We start from the raw sequence: 14,579 nt of genomic DNA, 5'->3' as shown, positions 1-14,579 counted from the left end.
ATCCAGCTTAACTGGACTGGCTCCCTAAGCCGATTCCGCTCGAGCCCCCACCTCGGACTGCTGTAACGCATAGGCCACGATCTGCTCGAGGTTCATCCCTTTGCCTTCTACCAGCGCCCGCTCGAAGGTTTCGGGCTCGAGGTGCTGGCGGCCTGCGGCGAGGTAGCGCTCGAGGTTCTCCGGGCTCATCGGCGGCTCGCTCAGGGCCATGGCCTGGGTGAGGCTATAAACCGCGCCCACCAGCCGCACCGCACGCTCGAACTGGCCCCGGCGCAGGGCGAGCTCGGCGAAGGAGCCCAAAACCACGCCGATGCTCCAGCGGCGCTCGAGGGCGTAGAGGATGCGCAGGCCCTCCTCGAGGTGGTCCCAGGCCTGCTCCAGATCCCCCTGCTGAAGGGCCAGGATGGCCAGGTTGACCAGGGATACCGCGATGCCCTGCTGGTCACCGAGCTCGCGCTTGATGGCCAGGCTCTCCTCGGTGAGGGCTCGAGCCGCCGCCCCTTCGCCCAGCTCCGAGAGCACCTGGCCGAGGTTGCCCAGGGCGTAGGCGATGCCCCGTCGGTCCCCGATCTCGCGCTTGCGGGCCAGGCTCTCCTCGAAGTAGGGCCGCGACGCCTCGAACTGTCCGCGATAGCCGTAGACCACGCCGATGTCGTTGAGGGTGGTGGCGATGCCGTAGCGGTCGTCTAGCTCGCGCCGCAGGCGCAGGCTCTCCTCGAAGTAGGCCAGGGCCTGGTCGAAGTTGCCCTGCTCGCGGACGATGGTCCCCAGGCTGTGCAAAGCGCCCGCGACCTCGGCCGAGTCCTCCAGGCGCTGCCAGAGATCGAGGGCTTCCTGCTGGGCCTGCAGGGCCTGGGCGTAGTCGCCCTGGTCCTTGGCCCGCTCGGCCAGAGCATTAAGGGCTTTGGCGTGAAGGCGCGGGGGGATGTCGTTCAAGGGCAGGCCGAAGGCGCGCTCGAGCCAGGTCCTGCCCTCCCGGTGATGCCCCCGCACGTACCAGAAGTGGTGCACGGACGTCGCCAGTCGTAGTGCCAGGATGGCATCTTGCCGCGACACTGCCCACTCCAGCGCGGTCCGCAGGTTGTCGTGCTCGGCGGCGAGGCGCTCGAGCCAATGAGCCTCCTCCGGGCCGCGCAGGTGAGCGCTGGCCTCCTCGGCCAGGGCCAGGTAGTGCCAGGCGTGGGCCTGGCGGATGGCCTGCAGAACTCCGCTCGCTTCGGCCCGCTCCTGGGCTTGCTGGCGAATTACCTCGTGCAGCTCGAAGCGCCCGCTAGGGGTGCGGCGCAGCAGCGACTTGTCGGCCAGGGCCAGCAGGGCGGGTGGGCCGACGCCCGCGACCTTGAGGGCCGCCTGCCGGTCGAAGCCGCCCCGGAAGACGGTGAGGTGGGCCAGGGCCTGCTGCTGCTCGGGGGCCAGGAGCCGCCAGGAATGCTCGAAGACGGCCCGCAGGGAGCGGTGGCGCTCGGGCAAGTCGAGCGCGGGCGAGTCGAGGAAGCCCAGGCTGCGCTCGAGTTCCTCGGCGATGTCCTGGGGCGTGAAGGCCGAGACCCAGGCCGCCGCGAGCTCCAGGCCCAGCGGCATCCCCTGCACCAGCTGGCAAATCCGCAACACCGCCGGGGCTACCTGGGGGGTGAGGGCGAACTGGGGCCACACCCGGTTGGCCCGCTCCACGAACAGCCGCACCGCGCTCGAGCGCCGCACCGCCTCCAGCCCGTACCCCGGCGGGTAGCTCAGGCCCTGGAGGTCGAGCACCCACTCCGCCTGCAAGCGCAGCCGCTCGCGCGAGGTGACCAGGAGGCGCAGGTGGGGGGCTTCGCGCAGCAATTCCAGCACCAGTTCGGCCCCCTCCATCAGGTGCTCGAAGTTGTCGAGCACCAGCAGCATCTCCCGCTCGCGCAGGTGCTCGAGCAGCCTGGTTTTGGGCTCGGCGGTGCCCACCAGGGAGAGCCCCAGGGCCTCGGCGACCGCGGGGACAATCAGCGCGCTGTGGGAGAGGGGAGCCAGCGCCACGAACCACACCCCCTCGGCGAAGGCCCCGAGCTGGCTCTCGGCCACGCTGAGCGCCAGGCGGGTCTTGCCCATCCCGCCAGGGCCGGTGAGGGTGATCAGCCGCTCGCCGGACTCCAGTCGCCGGTTGACCAGGCTCAGCTCCTCCTCACGCCCGATGAAGGTGGTCAGGCGGGTCGGCAGGTTGTGCTGGGCGCGGTACGCCGCGGCCTGGGGCGGAGCGGCCCGCAGCAGTTCCTCGAGCAGGCGCCGGGTGGCAGGGTCGGGCTCCAGCCCCATCTCCCCTTCCAGGCGACGGGCGAAGGCGGCGTAGAGCTCGCGGGCCCGCTCGAACTGCCCCAGGGCGGCGGCGTGGTGCAGGAAAGCCTGCACCGCGCGCTCGTTGAAGAGGTCGTGCTCGAGCAAGCGCTCGAGCCGCTCGAGCACGGAGGGGGAGGGCTGGGTCTGGGCCACCTGGCTCAGCAGGGCATCGCCCCAGGCGGTCTGGAGGTCCTGACGCTCGGCCTCGAGCCAGTTCTCGAGTTCAGGCAGGCCGTAGACCCGCACGCCCTCGAGAAGGGGGCCGCCGTAGAGCTCCAGCGCTCGTTCCCACTGCCCCCGGGCCAGGGCCTGCCGGAAGAGCCGCACATCGACCTCGGCCCGCCAGCGCACCCCGTTCGCGTCGGCCTCGAGGCCCTCCACCCCCTCCATCTGCCGCACCCGGTGCAGCAACTGGCGCAGGTTGTTGCGGGCGGGGGAGGGCTCGAGGCCGGGCCAAAACAACTCCAGCAACTCCTCGCGGCTGACCCAGTCCTCCTGGGCCCCCAGGTAACTCAGCAGCCACAGGGGGCGCTCCTTGGGCAGCGGCACGACCCTCTCCCCCCGCTCGAGGCGCGGCGAACCCAGGAGCCGAACCCGCGTGCCCACAACGCCCCTCACCATAACAGAACCAGACCGGCGAGGGCGTTATTTTTGGCCCCCGCGACCGGCGGCATCCGGGTTTTTTGCCAAACGCCGCGGCCCGGCTCAGCCGCGCACAGCTTCCAGGCTCCCGTAGTGCGTCCACCAGGGCTTGGCACCCTTGGCCAGCACCTCGTTGAGCAGCTGGATGTTCCTGACCCCGCGCTCCGAGAGCCACTCCTCCAGCGCCTGAACGCCCTGGGTGGCATACACGGGGATGCCCTCCTGCCAGGTCGCCCGCCCGCACAGCACCCCGCTGAAAGGCACGTCGGCCTCGATGGCCAGCTCGAGCGACTCCCTGAACACCGCATCGGACACGCCGGCGGAGAGGTAGATGAAGGGCTTCCCCGCAGCCTGGGCGGTGGCTTTGAGGTGCTGGATGGCTTCGGCGCGGGTGTAGGCAGCTTCGCCCTTGAAGGCGCTGGTTCCCTGGGTATAGGCGAGGTTGATGGGCAATTCGACCTTGAGCACGTCCACGCCGTAGCGGTCTTTGGAGAACTCTTCCATGTACTTGGCGACGTACTTGGGCTTGACCCGGGCGAACTCGAGGCTCTTCTCGTCGCCAACGCTATCGTCATAGGCGAGGGGCTCGAGGAAGAAGGGCACGTCCAGCGCCGCGCACTCCGCGCCCACGCGCTCGATGAAGGCGTGTTTGACGGCGTTGATCTTGCCCTCGTCGAAGGGGTTGTAATACAGCAGGATCTTGATGGCGTTGGCTCCGACTTCCACCAGACGGCGCACGCTCCACTCGGGCAGCAGGTCGGGCAGGCGGCCCTTGCCGCTGGTGTCGTAGCCGGATTTCTCGTAAGCCAGCAGCACCCCGGTTCCAGGTGCCCTGAGCTTCAGGGCCGGCAGGCCAAACTCGGGGTCCAGGAGGATGGCCGAGGCATAGGGCGTGAGGATCTTGGTCACGGCCATCTTGAACTCCGTCAGCTCCCCATCGCTCACGTCGCCGCCCTTGGCTTTGGCAATGGCCTTGCGCAGGCTGCCCCGCTGGTCCATCGCCGCCGCGGCGATGATGCCCTTTTCGTCAGCGCAAGCCTGGATTCCCTCGTACTTGCCTTTGCCCATGCGCATTGTGCTCACCTCCACCGCTCAGTCTATTGCAAAAGCACGGCTCCCCTAATCGTTCACAAATGAATGGTTTGACTTGACAAAAGTTCATTTTGAAAATATCCTCACAGGGTGCTGTCTTGGACGATACTCGTTCGGATATGGAGGCTCATACGGGACCTTCGCGACGAAACCCTGCCGCACCTCGAGCGCCTGGGGCTAGCCCCCAACGATCCCTGGCTGCTGGCGGGCATCGATCGCTGCCACTACCCCACCGAGGTGGTCCGCCTGACGCAGTTGCCTGCGCCCACCGTTTCGCAGATGCTCAAGCGCCTGGAGGCCGAGGGGCTGGTGGTGCGCTCGCTCGACCCTTCCGACCTGCGACGCTATCGCTTCGAGCTGACCGCTCGAGGCCGTGAGGTGCTGGAGGAAAGCCGCACCCTCATGATGAGCGCCATGGAGCGCCGCCTCGAGCGCTTGAGCCTCGAGCAGCGCCAGCAATTCCACGAATTGCTGGACCTCCTCACCGCTGACCTGACCGAACCTACCGCAAAGGAGTGACCGTGAACGAAGCCGCGCAAACCCAAGCCCCGGCGGGCAGCACCAGCCCAGAAACCCGCCTGACCCTCATCGGCATCCTGCTGGGCATGTTCCTGGCGGCGTTGGACCAGACCATCGTCTCGACCGCGCTGCCCAAGATCATCGCCGACCTCAACGGCACCGAGCTGTACGCCTGGGTCACCACCTCCTACCTGCTGACCTCCACGGTGGCCGCCCCCATCTTTGGCCGCCTGACCGAGCTCTACAGCCGCAAAGCCATCCTGCTGATCGCGGTGATCATCTTCCTGGGTGGCTCGGCGCTGTGCGGGCTGAGCCAGAACATGCCCGAGCTCATCCTCTTCCGGGGCCTTCAGGGCATCGGCGGGGGGGCGCTGTTCGCCCTGGCCCTCACCAGCATCGCGCTGCTGTTTCCCCCGCGTGAGCGTGGCCGGATAGGCGGGCTCTTCGGGGCCATCTTCGGCTTCAGCAGCGCGGTGGGGCCGTGGCTGGGCGGCCTGCTGACCGACCACATCAGCTGGCACTGGGTGTTCTACATCAACATGCCCGTGGGTGCGGTGGCCTTGTGGTTCATCGTCCGCTTCATGCCCCGCCTGCGGCCAGAGCACCGCGAAAGCTTCGACTTCCTGGGAGCGGGGCTGCTGGTGGTGTGGACCGTTCCGCTGATGCTGGCCTTCTCCTGGGGCGGCAGCGCCTACGCCTGGAGCAGCCCGCGCATCCTCGGCCTGTTCGCCCTGAGCGCGGTGGGCCTGGCGCTGTGGGTCTGGTCGCAGGCCCGCGCCAATCACCCGCTCTTCGACCTCTCGGTCTTCCGCGTGCGCACCTTCACGCTGGCCTCGGTAGCAGGGTTCTTCTACGGCCCGGCCTTCCTGGGCGCGGTGGCCTTCCTGCCGCTGTACCTCCAGGTGGTCAAGGGCGTCTCGGCCTCGGCCTCGGGCGTCACCGTGCTGCCCCTGACACTGGGGGTGATCCTCGGCGCGGTGGGGAGCGGGGTCCTCTCGAGCCGCATGGGGCGCTTCAAGCCCATCCTGGTGGTGGGCACGCTGTGGCTGCTGGCGGTCTTCCTGGTGCTGCACTTCGTGCTCAGCGTGGACACTCCGCTGTGGCTGGCGGTGCTGCTCTTCCTGCTGCTGGGCCTGGGCCTGGGGCCCTCGCAGTCGCAGTTGCAGCTCGCCGCCCAGAACAACGTGCCCCTGCAACGCCTGGGTTCGGCCACCGCTGCCATCCAGTTCATCCGCCAGATCGGCTCCACCATCGGCATCGCCGTGCTGGGAACCGTGCTGGCCAACACCCTCAACGCCGAGAACTGCAAGGTCTTCCCCGACAACCCTTCCTGCAAACCTGGAGCCATGGTGCAGCGCAGCCAGGAAGGAGTCCAGGGGACCAACCTCGAAGCGAGCTTCGCCCAGCTCGAGGCCCGTCTCGTCGCCGCGCTCAAGGGCGACCACCAGGCCTACGTGGCCCTGGTGAGCGACCCCAACCTCCCCGCCGAGCAGAAGAAGAACCTGGTCGACGGCGGCATCCCCGCGCAGTTCGACGCGCTCGAGGCCAAGGTCTTGGCGGCGGTCAGGGGCGACGAAGCCGCCTACCGCGAGCTCGTGAGCGACCCCAAGGTGCCCGAGCAACTCAAGAGCCAACTGGTCGAGGGCGGGATTCCAGCCCAGGTCGAAGCGCAGAACCGCCGGACCCTGGCCGCGCTGGAGCAAGCCCTCCGGGGCGATGAACAGGCCAGGGCTGCTCTGCTGGCCAACCCCCAGCTCCCGGCCCAGGTCAAGGACCTGCTCAGCGGCCCCACGCCCCCGCCCCAGACCGTGCCGGGCATCCTCGAGGGCGTGCGGCGGGGTCTCGAGGCCGCCAAGCCGCAGGTCATCGCCCAGCTCGAGGCCCAGATCATCCCGCAAATCCGGGAAGGCTTGCAGCAGGCCGAGGCCAGGGCCCTGGAGGAAGTGCCCGCGAGCGTGGTGAAGGAGCTCGAGGCCACCAAGGAAAAGCTCAAGACCGCCCTCAACAACGGCATCACTCAGGCCGAGAAAAACATCTTCCTGTACGCGGCGGGTTTCGTGCTGATCTCGCTCTTGTTCATCGCCCTGTTGCCCAACGAGGAGCTCAAGGGTGGCGGGGACTTCGGCAGCCGTGGGGCTCCGGCTGCGGCACACTGATTCACAAGGTAAACTGAAGCGGCAGACGCGAAGCAAAAGGCGAGAGGCCAAGATTCCGGCTTCTCGCCTTTGCTACGCTGCGGCATACTGAAGCCATGTACCAGCGCATCCTGATCCCCACCGACAGCAGCGAACCCAGCGAGAAAGCCGTCCGTCAGGGCTGCCAACTGGCCAGGCGGCTGGGGGCGTCGGTGAGCATCCTCTACGTCAACGAGCCCATCGCCCTGACGCCTTTGGTGGGAAGCGAGACCATCCCCCACTATGAGGAGTGGGTGCGCGAGGCCAAGGCCGCCGGGGAAAAAGCCCTCGAGCGCGCCGCCCAGATCGCCAGGGAGGAGGGCGTCGAGGCCCAGACCCAGCTCGTGGAGGGCCGCCCGGTGCAGAAGATCCTCGAGGCGGCCAAGGGGCACGACCTGATCGTGATGGGCTCGCATGGGCGGGGTGGGCTGGACCGGCTGCTGCTGGGCTCGGTGACTACGGGAGTGCTGCACCGCAGCCCGGTCCCGGTACTGGTGGTGCGGGCCGTCTAGCCCGGCGAGTTCAGGAGGGCATTCCGCGAAAGTAACATCGGCGTAACGGCCAATCCTCACAATGGGGTTGTGGGCAAAGCGCCCGGGTCAGCGCGGTGTAGGAATTACCCCCAACGTCTTGCTAACGCCTGCCAGCAGACTCGAGTGCCCACCTTCTGCTCCAGATCACGCGAAGAGTAGAAAGAAGGAGGCTGTGAGGATATGCAAGGATGTTGGCGAGCGCTTTTATTCGCAGCTTTGATGGTTCTGGCCGCCTGCACAAGCACTCCCAGTGGAACCAAGGTGACGGTGAACGTAGCCGACTCCCAGGGCAACCCGGTCACCGGTCAGGCCGCCGCCTACCAGACGGGCTCGGGGGCCTGGCAAGCGCTGGCGCCCAGCGGCACCGGGGTGTACACGTTCACGGTGCCCTCCGGGGAGACCCGTTACGGGGTCACCATCAACTGCCCCACCGGTCTGCAGGCCTCGAGCATGAAGGCCACCACCTACCAGGCCACCACCACCGAGGCCACCGTCCTCAAGGTATCCTGCCCCCTGGCTTTTAGCGGCTCGGTGGCCAAGGTTTCCGGCAGCTACAATCTCAGCGCGGTGGCCGGCACATCCTTGGGTCTGTACTCCGACACGGGCCAGAAGTCCTTCTCCGGCGCTACCGGGCCCTACGAGACCAGCAGCACCTTGGGCGGTAACCGGGAACTCGTGGCCATCGCCAAGGATGTCGGCGGTAACTACGTGGGGGTCAAGGTTATCCGTAGCCTCAACATCACCGCTCCCATCGTCGTGAACATCAACTTCACCGCCGCAGACGTGTTCGCCACGGGCGTCGTCAACGACTTTTCCGCCAGCGTGCCCACCGGCTTCAGCCCCAGCTTCGGCAGCTACTTCCTGAGCAGCTCGGGAGCCTTCACCGCCTTCCTCGACAGCACTTCGGCCACCTCGGGCAGCTACAACAAGGTGCCCAGCACCATCCCCGGTGACCTGCACTGGGTCTATGCCAGCGCCAGCGGACCCGGCGGCAGGCAGGTAGCCCAGATCAACGTGCGTGCCAATCCCGCAACCGAGAGCTTCGCGCTGCCCGCGCCCTTCCCTCCGAGCACCACGGTGGCCGGGGCCAAGCTGCCCACCTTCCCCATTGGCCACCTCGTCAGCGATCCCGACTTCCGCGGTTACGCGGTGCTATACCTCTGGGAGGGCCTGCCAGGTGTCACCGGAGGAAGCAGTGCCATCTGGCAGACCTTCCTGAGCAAGGGCTGGATCGGCTCCACCACCTCTTACACCCTGCCCGACCTGACCTCCCTCCCCGGCTTTGGCGGGGCCAAGCCCCTCTCCGGGGAGCAGGCCAGCTACATTCTGGGAGCCTTCCTGAGCAACCAGGGCGTGGCTACCCTGCTGAACTCCAGCCCCGCGAGCCTGGGTTACTCCAGCGGGCTCCTCCACCCACTCTACCCGCCCCGCGTGGATGGCACGGACGTCAGGTGGGCCCTTCTCAGCGGCAACTTCACCGTGCCCTAGCCGTATTGGAGCGCAATCGCGCCAAAAGCGAGAAGGGAGCCTTGCAGCTCCCTTCTTTCACGAGTCGCTTCAGCGATCAGAGCGCCAGGCTAAGAGGCGGCGCTCGAGCGCCCCGAAGGCGGCGAACAACAGCAGCACGAAGGCCACGATCAGGCTGATCAGGGCCAGCGAGAGCGAGGCGTTGAAGTTCTGCTGGGCGAAGTTGAGCAAGTAGCCCAGGCCCCTCGAGCTCGCCACGAACTCGCCCACCACCACGCCGGTGAAGGCGAAGCCCACCGCCACCTTGAGTTGCGAGAGCATCCGCCGCCCCCCGCCCAGCGTGCAGATGCGCTCGACGAGCTGGAGGGCGGGGGATGGCGTTCAAAAGCAGCATGAAGGGCTCGAGGGTCTCCCTCACCCAGGGGACGGGCGCGGCCAGCAGGCATAATGGCTGGTGTGAAGCGACTGCTGCTCCTGGGCCTGCTGTCCGGGCTGCTGGGCTGCGCTCCGCGCACCAGCGCCGACCCCGAGTACCTCACCGCCTACGCCGCCGCCCCCCGGACCAACCTGGCCTGCGTGGGCGAGTCCAACCGACCGGGGCCGGTGCTCGAGTACGGCGCCAACGTCTGCACCCTGGTGGTCTACCCCACCGCCGCGCGCGACGGCACCCGCGCCGAGTACACCGTGACCCTCTTCTACCGCACCCCGGTGGGCAACCTGCTCCAGCCACGCTACGAGAACCGCACCAAGGTGATCAACGGCGAAAGCCCACTCTCCTACGGCAACCCGGCCACCGCCACGTTTCCCGTCTACGTCCCCGACCGCAACTTCTTCCGCCAGGCCGGGCGCATCCTCGAGAGCGCCTTCAAGGTGGTGCTCTCGCTAGCCCCCGCGGCCCTGGGTAACTACCTGGGCGTGCCTCTGCCGGCCATCGGCATCGACAAAACCACCAGCGGGCTTTACAAGGCCATCGACACCGCCATCAACGACCTGATCAACGCCAAAGAGGAGCCCTACGCGGTAGAGGTGAGTGCGCGGGTATGCGGCCCCATCCTCTGCACACCAGTACAGAGCAGGACGGTGAGCTTGCCCTAAAGCACCCCCCTCCTCACCACAAGCGAGGCACGTCGAATTGGTCCAGCGTGCTGTCTTTGCTGACCAGGGTCAACTGCTCGTGCAGGGCCTGAGCAGCCAGGGCCCGATCGAAGGGATCGCGGTGGGGCGTCTGGAAGAGGCCTGCTTGCAAGGCGTGGATGCCGGTGAAGGGCAGCTCGAGGAAGCTATAAGCCGAGAGCGTACGGTGGAACTCCTGCACCAGGGCCTGGGCTTCGGGAAGCTTGCCCATGGCATACTTCAAGGCCAGTTCCCAGGCGGTGATGGAGGAAACGTAAACCTCGTTGGCCCGGTCGCGAATGTGCTCGGTGGCCCTCGCCGAAAGCAGTTCAGGCGCTGCATCCAGCCACAACAGGGTGTGGGTGTCGAGCAGCAGGCGCATTACCTGTACCAATCCTTCAGGGCTTCTTCGTCTAGCGGAGCCAGCGAAGCCGCGATCGAAGCCTCGCTCAGCTTGCGGGGGTGCAGGCCGATGGGGCGCTGGCCCTGGGATTGGATCGGCACCAGCTTGAGCAAGGGCTTACCGTGCTTGGCGATGATGATCTCCTCTCCCTGCAAGGCCCGCTCCACCAGCCGGGAAAATTGGGTTTTGGCCTGGTGAATGTTGACCTTCATAATCTAGTCCACTTTAGCATAAACGGACCAGTTTAACCCCACACCTCGCTTGACTCAAGCCCAGTTTCACCCCACCATGAAGGCAAATCCGCCTTCAGGGGATACCCATGATCCAGACCGGACGCCTGTCCACCACCAGCCCGCCTAGCTCGGGGCTCAGCGCCCGCCTGACCCCCCATTTCTTCGCACGGCTGGCGCGGCGCGTGCCCACGCACAGCGGGCTCCTCGAGGCAGTGCGCTCCCCCTTCGACCAGCGCGTGCTGGCCGAGCTGCCCCTCTGCACGCCCGCGGACGTGATGGCGGCGGTGGAGCGGGCCAGAGAAGCCCAGGCCACCTGGGCCAGGGTAGACCCCCGGCAGCGGGCCCGCATTCTGCTGCGCTTCCACGACCTGCTGCTCTCGAGGCAGGAAGAAGGGCTCGACCTCGTGCAGCTCGAGTCGGGCAAGGCCCGCCGCCACGCGCTGGAGGAGTTGCTCGACGCGGCCATCAACACCCAGTACTACGCCATACGGGCTCCAGGATGGCTGCGTCCGCGCCGGGCTGGAGGCACCCTCGCGGGCCTCACCGTGACCTGGGAGTACCGCCACCCGGTGGGGGTGGTGGGGGTGATCTGCCCCTGGAACTACCCCCTGACCATGGCCGTGACCGATCCGGTAGCCGCGCTGATGGCCGGGAACGCGGTGGTGCTCAAGCCCGATCCCCAGACCTCCTTCACCGCGCTGTGGGTGCTGAGCCTGATGGAAGAGGCCGGGCTGCCCCCGGGGCTCCTCCAGATCGTGACGGGGGCAGGCGAGGTGGGCTCGGCCCTGGTGGGCGCGGCGGACTTCATCGCCCTTACCGGCAGCACGCGCACCGGGCGCATCGTGGCGCGGCAGGCCGGGGAGCGCCTGATCGGAACCAGCCTCGAGCTCGGCGGCAAGAACCCCATGCTGGTGCTCGAAGACGCCCACCTCGAGGCCGCCGTGGAGGGCGCGATAGAAGGCTGCTTCGCCAACGCCGGGCAATTGTGCGTCTCCATCGAGCGCATCTACGTGCACGAGTCGGTCTATGAAGCCTTCAAACGGCGCTTCGTGGAAAAGGTGAGCCGGCTGCGGCTGGGCTCGACGCTCGACCACCGCACCCAGATCGGCTCCCTCACCACTCCCCGGCAGCTAGAGGCGGTGCAGGCCCACGTGCAGGATGCGATTGCCAAGGGAGCCAGGGTGCTCACGGGCGGCAGGCCCCGCCCCGACCTAGGGCCGCTGTTCTTCGAGCCGACGGTGCTGGAAGGGGTCACCCCCGAGATGCGGGTCTACGCCGAGGAGACCTTCGGGCCGGTGGTCTCGCTCTACCCCTACCGCGACCTCGAGGAGGCCCTCGCCCGCATCAACCAAAGCGAGTACGGCCTCAACGCCAGCGTGTGGACCCGCGACCTCGCCAAGGGTCGCGCAGTGGCCTCGCGCATCCAGGCCGGGACCGTCAACGTCAACGAGGCCTACGCCGCAGCCTGGATCTCGATGGACGCCACCATGGGCGGCTTCAAGGCCTCGGGCCTGGGCCGACGGCACGGCAAGGAGGGGCTCTACCGCTTCACCGAGTTGCAGACGGTGGCCCTCGAGCGCCTCATCCCCATCACCGGCCCCACCTGGCTGCCCAGGAGCTGGTACGGGCGCATTGTGACCTGGGCGCTGCACGGGCTGAAGTGGCTCATGCGCTGGCGGTACAGGGTTTGATGGGGCACCGATGGCCTGAAGACACCGATAGCTCATAGCCAAAAACAAAAAGCTTGTAGCTCGTAGCCGGTGGCCTGTGGTGAAAAGGGCGGACACGAGGTTCACCCCTACGGTGGGCATCTGGCATTTGGCGTCTTGCGTTTAGCGTTCGACCCTTCGCGTACGACGTACGACCCTTGACGTTCGGCCCGTGATTGCTTCCCCCCACCGGCGGCGTAAAATGGCGGCATAATCAAAGGTTCATCCCGTCGGCAGGCTCGGCACCCAAGCGCTTTGATGTTCCCATGAGAGGAGAAGTGGCGCGATGAACGTGGTTTTTCTTTCCCCTCACTTTCCCCCCTGGTATTACCTATTCTGCGTGCGTCTGAAGGAGGCTGGAGCCACCGTGCTGGGGATCGCCGACGAGCCTTACGAGGCCCTGCGGCTCGAGCTGAAAGAGGCCCTCACCGAGTATTTCCGCGTCAGCGACATGCACCACTACGACGAGTTGCTGCGGGCGCTGGGCTACTTCACCTTCAAGTACGGCAAGATCGACCGCATCGACTCGCTCAACGAGTACTGGCTCGAGACCGAAGCCCGGCTGCGCACCGACTTCAACATCCCCGGCATCGACCTCGAGGGCATCGCCCACGTCAAGCGCAAGTCGGAGATGAAGCGGCTGTTCATGGAAGCCGGGCTCAAGGTCGCGCGGGGTAAGGTAGCCCAGACCGCCGCCGAAGCCGCCGCCTTCGTGGCCGAGGTGGGCTATCCCGTCGTGGCCAAGCCCGACATCGGGGTGGGGGCCGCGAAGACCTACAAGATCACCAACGACGAGGAATTGGCCGAGTATCTTCTCTCCAAGCCCCCGGTGGACTACATCTTGGAGGAGTTCATCTCCGGCACCATCGTCACCTACGACGGGCTCACCGACCGCGAGGGCAACGTGGTCTTCGCCTCGACCATGATCTACAGCACCGGGGTCATGGAGTCGGTGAACCTGGGGCTCGACATCTGGTACTACATCCCCCGCGAAATGCCCTCCGACCTCGACGAGGCCGGCAAGGCGGTGGTGAAGGCCTTCGGCGTGCGCGAGCGCCCTTTCCACTTCGAGTTCTTCCGCCAGGCCGACGGGGGGCTGGTGGCCCTCGAGGTCAACATGCGCCCGCCAGGGGGCTTCACCATCGACATGTTCAACTATGCCAACGACATGGATTTCTACCGAGAGTGGGCCAACATCCTCGTGCACGGGCGCTTCGAGGCCACCGTCACCCGGCCCTATAACTGCGCCTTCGTCAGCCGCAAGGACCACAAGCGCTACGCCATTCCCCACGAGGAGATCCTGCGCCGCTATGGCCACCTGATCGTGCACCACGCCCGCATCAACGACGTCTTCGCTGCCGCCATCGGCAACTACGGCTACATCCTGCGCTGCCCCGACATGGCCCCCATCGAGGAGGCTGCCGCCGCCATCCACCTGCCCGCGTGAAGCCATGAACGTCGAATATCACCGCCACTTCAGCCAGGCCCTAGGCCACGACATGGAGTTCAAGGTCTACGGCGACCACGGCAAACCGCTGCTGGCCTTCCCCGCCCAGGACGGGCGTTTTTACGACTGGGAGGGCTTCGGCATGGTCGAGGCCATCCGCCACTTCCTCGAGGCGGGCAAGGTCATGCTCTTCACGGTAGACGGCGTGGACTGGGAGGGCTGGACCAACAAGAGTATCCCCCCACAAGACCGCGCCCGCCGCCACCAGGACTACGACCGCTACATCACCACCGAGTTCATGCCTCTGCTCCTAGAGCACACCGGCGGCACCCTGCCCTGGACCACTGGATGCAGCATGGGGGCTTTTCACGCCGCCAACTTCTTCTTCCGCCACCCCGACCTCTTCGACGGCGTGATCGCCATGAGCGGCCTCTACCACACCGAGGAGTTCACCGGCGGCGACGGCGGCATGGACGCCTACTACAACTCCCCCCTGTGGTACCTGCCCGGCCTGAGCGACGAGGCCATCCTGGAGCGCTACCGCCAGAGCACCATCGTCTTCTGCGTGGGCCAGGGTCGCTGGGAAGAGCGCATGATCGAGCACACCCACCAGATGAAGGCGATCCTCCAGAGCAAAGGCATCCCCGCCTGGATCGACTTCTGGGGCCACGACGTGGACCACGACTGGCCCTGGTGGCGCATCCAGTTGCCGTATTTCCTGGGCAAGTTGCTCAAGCACGAGTAGGGTGGTCAGGGGTTACACAACGCACGCGAAGTTGAAAGCGATACCCAGACCATTCCCCAATCCCTTTTATACCAAACCTATGTAGATAATAATGCATGCCGAGCAAAGCCATACCCCTACACCCCCACCTGAGCCTGGAGGAACTCGAACAGCGCTACCGTAGCTGCAAGGATGCCAAGGAGAAGACCCGCTGGC

General features: G+C 66.7%; 13 protein-coding genes. 8 read left to right on the top strand and 5 right to left on the bottom strand.

The window, feature by feature from the left end; all coding sequences use genetic code 11:
* Positions 1–24: 24 nt before the first annotated feature.
* Together Mrose_RS10105 and Mrose_RS10100 are read right to left on the bottom strand one after the other, a co-directional pair.
* Positions 25–2,913, bottom strand: a complete 2,889-nt coding sequence (locus tag Mrose_RS10105; protein WP_182482758.1) for an ATP-binding protein — start codon at positions 2,911–2,913, stop codon at positions 25–27.
* 99 nt (positions 2,914–3,012) lie between these two features.
* Entirely contained in the window at positions 3,013–4,023 is a 1,011-nt protein-coding gene (locus tag Mrose_RS10100) for a tagatose 1,6-diphosphate aldolase (RefSeq protein ID WP_119277902.1), read from the bottom strand.
* Positions 4,024–4,131: 108 nt separating this feature from the next.
* Between Mrose_RS10100 and Mrose_RS10095 the strand changes: the two genes are divergently transcribed.
* The 4 genes from Mrose_RS10095 to Mrose_RS10080 all read left to right on the top strand — a co-directional run bounded on the left by Mrose_RS10095 (position 4,132) and on the right by Mrose_RS10080 (position 8,755).
* A complete protein-coding gene (locus tag Mrose_RS10095) occupies positions 4,132–4,560 on the top strand; it encodes a MarR family winged helix-turn-helix transcriptional regulator (RefSeq protein WP_245969816.1) in 429 nt (142 codons plus the stop codon).
* Entirely contained in the window at positions 4,557–6,716 is a 2,160-nt protein-coding gene (locus tag Mrose_RS10090) for a DHA2 family efflux MFS transporter permease subunit (protein ID WP_119277900.1), read from the top strand. The genes Mrose_RS10095 and Mrose_RS10090 overlap by 4 nt, the downstream gene beginning before the upstream one ends.
* A 95-nt stretch (positions 6,717–6,811) precedes the next feature.
* Complete coding sequence (locus Mrose_RS10085; RefSeq protein WP_119277898.1) at positions 6,812–7,246, top strand: universal stress protein; 435 nt, start codon at positions 6,812–6,814, stop codon at positions 7,244–7,246.
* A 288-nt stretch (positions 7,247–7,534) separates the two neighbouring features.
* On the top strand, positions 7,535–8,755 hold the full coding sequence (locus Mrose_RS10080) for a hypothetical protein (RefSeq protein WP_147371612.1): 1,221 nt from the start codon (positions 7,535–7,537) through the stop codon (positions 8,753–8,755).
* Positions 8,756–8,824: 69 nt separating this feature from the next.
* Here the strand turns inward: Mrose_RS10080 and Mrose_RS10075 are convergent, their stop codons facing one another.
* On the bottom strand, positions 8,825–9,055 hold the full coding sequence (locus tag Mrose_RS10075) for an ABC transporter permease subunit (protein WP_245969814.1): 231 nt from the start codon (positions 9,053–9,055) through the stop codon (positions 8,825–8,827).
* A 135-nt stretch (positions 9,056–9,190) separates the two neighbouring features.
* Here Mrose_RS10075 and Mrose_RS10070 point away from each other — a divergent pair, with 135 nt between their 5' ends.
* A complete protein-coding gene (locus Mrose_RS10070; protein ID WP_119277895.1) occupies positions 9,191–9,829 on the top strand; it encodes a hypothetical protein in 639 nt (212 codons plus the stop codon).
* A gap of 13 nt (positions 9,830–9,842) precedes the next feature.
* Here Mrose_RS10070 and Mrose_RS10065 read toward each other — a convergent pair whose 3' ends face one another.
* Both Mrose_RS10065 and Mrose_RS10060 read right to left on the bottom strand, forming a co-directional pair.
* Entirely contained in the window at positions 9,843–10,229 is a 387-nt protein-coding gene (locus Mrose_RS10065) for a type II toxin-antitoxin system VapC family toxin (RefSeq protein ID WP_119277893.1), read from the bottom strand.
* Positions 10,229–10,462 (bottom strand): type II toxin-antitoxin system Phd/YefM family antitoxin, encoded by a 234-nt coding sequence (locus Mrose_RS10060; protein ID WP_119277891.1) that lies wholly within the window; start codon positions 10,460–10,462, stop codon positions 10,229–10,231. Before Mrose_RS10060 ends, Mrose_RS10065 begins: the two co-directional genes overlap by 1 nt.
* Positions 10,463–10,569: 107 nt before the next feature.
* Between Mrose_RS10060 and Mrose_RS10055 the strand changes: the two genes are divergently transcribed.
* The 3 genes from Mrose_RS10055 to Mrose_RS10045 all read left to right on the top strand — a co-directional run bounded on the left by Mrose_RS10055 (position 10,570) and on the right by Mrose_RS10045 (position 14,384).
* Positions 10,570–12,174, top strand: coding sequence for a succinic semialdehyde dehydrogenase (locus Mrose_RS10055; protein WP_119277890.1), 1,605 nt, complete (start codon positions 10,570–10,572; stop codon positions 12,172–12,174).
* Between the two features lie 304 nt (positions 12,175–12,478).
* On the top strand, positions 12,479–13,639 hold the full coding sequence (locus Mrose_RS10050) for an ATP-grasp domain-containing protein (RefSeq protein ID WP_119277888.1): 1,161 nt from the start codon (positions 12,479–12,481) through the stop codon (positions 13,637–13,639).
* 4 nt (positions 13,640–13,643) lie between these two features.
* Positions 13,644–14,384: an esterase family protein gene (locus Mrose_RS10045; RefSeq protein ID WP_119277886.1), complete on the top strand. Its 741-nt coding sequence runs from the start codon at positions 13,644–13,646 to the stop codon at positions 14,382–14,384.
* Positions 14,385–14,579: the final 195 nt, after the last annotated feature.

Source organism: Calidithermus roseus (assembly GCF_003574095.1).
Taxonomy (GTDB): Bacteria; Deinococcota; Deinococci; order Deinococcales; family Thermaceae; genus Calidithermus; species Calidithermus roseus.
The sequence above is the reverse complement of the archived record's forward strand: the minus strand, read 5'-3'. Positions and strand labels throughout refer to the sequence as shown.

Bases quoted from the DNA above. Each gene is read 5' to 3' on its own strand.
- Mrose_RS10065 (WP_119277893.1), bottom strand. From the start codon at position 10,229: ATGCGCCTGCTGCTCGACACCCACACCCTGTTGTGGCTGGATGCAGCG.
- Mrose_RS10060 (WP_119277891.1), bottom strand. From the start codon at position 10,462: ATGAAGGTCAACATTCACCAGGCCAAAACCCAATTTTCCCGGCTGGTG.
- Mrose_RS10085 (WP_119277898.1), top strand. From the start codon at position 6,812: ATGTACCAGCGCATCCTGATCCCCACCGACAGCAGCGAACCCAGCGAG.
- Mrose_RS10100 (WP_119277902.1), bottom strand. From the start codon at position 4,023: ATGCGCATGGGCAAAGGCAAGTACGAGGGAATCCAGGCTTGCGCTGAC.
- Mrose_RS10055 (WP_119277890.1), top strand. From the start codon at position 10,570: ATGATCCAGACCGGACGCCTGTCCACCACCAGCCCGCCTAGCTCGGGG.
- Mrose_RS10045 (WP_119277886.1), top strand. From the start codon at position 13,644: ATGAACGTCGAATATCACCGCCACTTCAGCCAGGCCCTAGGCCACGAC.
- Mrose_RS10050 (WP_119277888.1), top strand. From the start codon at position 12,479: ATGAACGTGGTTTTTCTTTCCCCTCACTTTCCCCCCTGGTATTACCTA.
- Mrose_RS10075 (WP_245969814.1), bottom strand. From the start codon at position 9,055: ATGCTCTCGCAACTCAAGGTGGCGGTGGGCTTCGCCTTCACCGGCGTG.